Here is a 2,616-nt window from a genome sequence, read left to right as displayed (position 1 = left end):
GGACGGGGGACGGACGGGGGAGACTGCTCGGCCATGGTGACGACGCGAACGTCAGTCTACCTTGGCCACGCGGCGGCGGTCTCCGAGGAACTCTTCCACTCCGAGCACGATGTTCTTCGCCACTTCGTCCTGGTAGCGCTCGGACGCCAGGCGCTTCTCATCCTCCGCGTGCGACAGGAAGGACGTCTCCACCAGGATGGCCGGCATCTTCGCGCCCAGCAGCACGTAGAACAGCGCCTCCTTGTGGCCCAGGTCCTTGATGCCGTCGTACTTCGTGGACAGGCCCGTCACCATGCTGTGCTGCACGGACTTCGCCAGCCGCGACGACTCCTCGGTGTTCGCCTTCGTGGCCAGGTCCGCCAGGATGAACTGCAGGTCGCTGATGCCCTTCTCGGAGGAAGCGTTCTCCCGAGCGGCCAGACGGATGGAGTAGCGGTCCGCGGACGTGTTGAGCGTGTACGTTTCGATGCCGCGTAGCTTGTGCGTCGCCGCCGAGTTGCAGTGCACCGAGATGAACAGGTCACCGTGCGCCTCGTTCGCCAGCTTCGCGCGGTCCTCCAGGCGGATGAAGGTGTCATCGTCGCGGGTGAGCACCACCTCCAGGCCCTTCTCACGCAGGCCGTCCGCGACCTTCTTGGAGATGGCCAGCGCCACCTCCTTCTCCATCGTCCCTGACTTGCCCACCGCGCCCGAGTCGTGCCCGCCGTGGCCCGGATCGATGACCACGCGGCGCACCTTGAGGCCCAACTGCTCCGCCAGCGTCAGCTCCGCGTTGCGGGACTGCTTCGCAACCGCCCGGAGCCGGGCCTGCGCCACCTGCGCGTCCACCGGCGCCGTTACCGGACGCGGCGCCTCCGGCATGGGCGACACCGTCACGGCGCGAGGCGGCTTCGACGCGACGACCTCCGGCTCGACATGCTTCGACTCCGGCCGTGACACGGTCGCCACCTGAGCGCTGTCCGTCGTCGGAGTCGTCGGAGCCGGAAGCTTCGTGGCCACGGACGGGGACTCGGCGCGGACGTCGGGCTTCAGGGGCTGGAGCACGGTGCCGCGAAGGGAGGCCACGGCCTCGGGGGGCTTCACGTCGGAGGGCGCCTTCGCGGCGTCCTTCGCGTCCATGACCTTGTCCGCGACGGTGGGCGCATCCGCGATGACCACCGCCGGCTCCTTCGCGGGAGCGCTGGCGGGGGCAACCGGATCCACGCGCGTCAGCGCGGGCGACGGCTCGCGAGCCAGCTTCGTGATGGCGTCCACCAGGGCGGAGCGATCCTGCGCCGTGGCCTCGGCGACGGCGGTGCCCTGGGGGCCCTTCGTCGGGGGCAGCGGCTTCACGGTCGGCTTGACGGAAGGCGCCTTGTTGGACGCGGGCAGCGAGGCCAGCAGCGCCTTGAGCTCCTTGCCCTGGTCGCCCTTGGGGTTGGTGGCCAGCGACTCCGTGAGGACCTTGCGCGCGGCTTCAGGCTTGTCCAGGCGGTTGACGTGGATGCGCGCCAGCGCCAGCGCCGCGTCATCCGCGAGCCGGTGCTTCGGGTGCGCCTCCAGGAGCTTCGAGTAGTCGCTGATGGCGGACTGGAGGTCCCCCTCCACGAAGGAGATGCGGCTCAGCTCCTGGAGCAGATCGCCCGCGGTGAAGAGGGCATCCGGGGCGCGGTCGCTCTTGGGGTAGTGGCTGGCCACGGCCTCGAAGCGGTGCACCACGTTGAGCCAGTGGTGGCGCAGCTTGCGGCGGGAGGCGTCGTCCTTGAGCGCGTAGTAGGCGCGGCGGGCCTGCTGGTACGCCTCCTCGGCCTCGTTGCGCTTGCTGGCTCCGACGGCGTTCGGCGCCATGAGCATCAGCACGGGCAGCACGAGGTGGGAGAAGCGTACGCGCATAAAGGCCTCCAGACGTTGCAGCTACAGGCGTGTGTCACACGGCGCCTGGAGCCCGGCAACTTTTCGGCCCTGTCCGCGCGTGCTTCAGCGCACCCAGCCCAACTGGCGCGCCAGCTCTTCGTCGATGACCCGACACCACCCGGGCTCGCTCGGAACGACGGCCGCCAGCACCTTGCCGCCGTTGCGCACGGGGGCGCGCTGGGGGCGGCAGCGAGCCCGCACGGGCTGTTTCACGTCCTGGCGGAAGTAGTGCGCGGAGAACTCCGCCTCGCCCTTGCCCTCCGGCAGGTAGCCGTCGTCCGGGGTGAGCCACACCAGCGCGCCCAGGCGCAGGGGCACCACCTCCTTGCGCCACAGCCGCCGCACCTCCCAGCCGAAGCCGGCGGCGGCCACCAGGGCGCCCAGGGCGAGGCCCCAGGACAGCCACCCCATGCGGGACGCACGCGCACGCGCATGGACGGCCTCCCGAGGCGCCCCCGGGTGCTCCGGATCCACCAGCAGCATCACCTGCGAGCCGTGTCCCATGCCCGCCGCGAAGTCCGCGCGGGTGCGAACACCCGACACGGAGTGCTCCACGTTCGCGTACGTGTAGAGCACATCCAGCGTGCCCTCCGCGTCCTCGCGATCCGACACCGGCGGTGCATGGCTGCGAGCCACCAGCGCCGCCACCTCCTCCGCGCGGGCCGCGAAGCGCTGCTCCTCCACGAAGAAGCGCCCCGCCCACCCGATGCCCAGCCCCAGGAG

The 2,616-nt window shown here is 70.7% G+C and carries 2 protein-coding genes; both read right to left on the bottom strand.

What is annotated here, in order from left to right:
- Positions 1–51: 51 nt before the first annotated feature.
- A complete protein-coding gene (locus D7V88_RS40535; RefSeq protein WP_120545829.1) occupies positions 52–1,872 on the bottom strand; it encodes an N-acetylmuramoyl-L-alanine amidase in 1,821 nt (606 codons plus the stop codon).
- An 84-nt stretch (positions 1,873–1,956) separates the two neighbouring features.
- The coding region (locus D7V88_RS40530; RefSeq protein ID WP_120545828.1) for a DUF3592 domain-containing protein at positions 1,957–2,616 on the bottom strand (660 nt) is incomplete at its 5' end.

The organism is Corallococcus terminator, assembly GCF_003611635.1.
Taxonomy (GTDB): Bacteria; Myxococcota; Myxococcia; order Myxococcales; family Myxococcaceae; genus Corallococcus; species Corallococcus terminator.
The sequence above is the reverse complement of the archived record's forward strand: the minus strand, read 5'-3'. Positions and strand labels throughout refer to the sequence as shown.

Coding starts and splice junctions, on each gene's coding strand:
- D7V88_RS40535 (WP_120545829.1), bottom strand. CDS start 1,872: ATGCGCGTACGCTTCTCCCACCTCGTGCTGCCCGTGCTGATGCTCATG.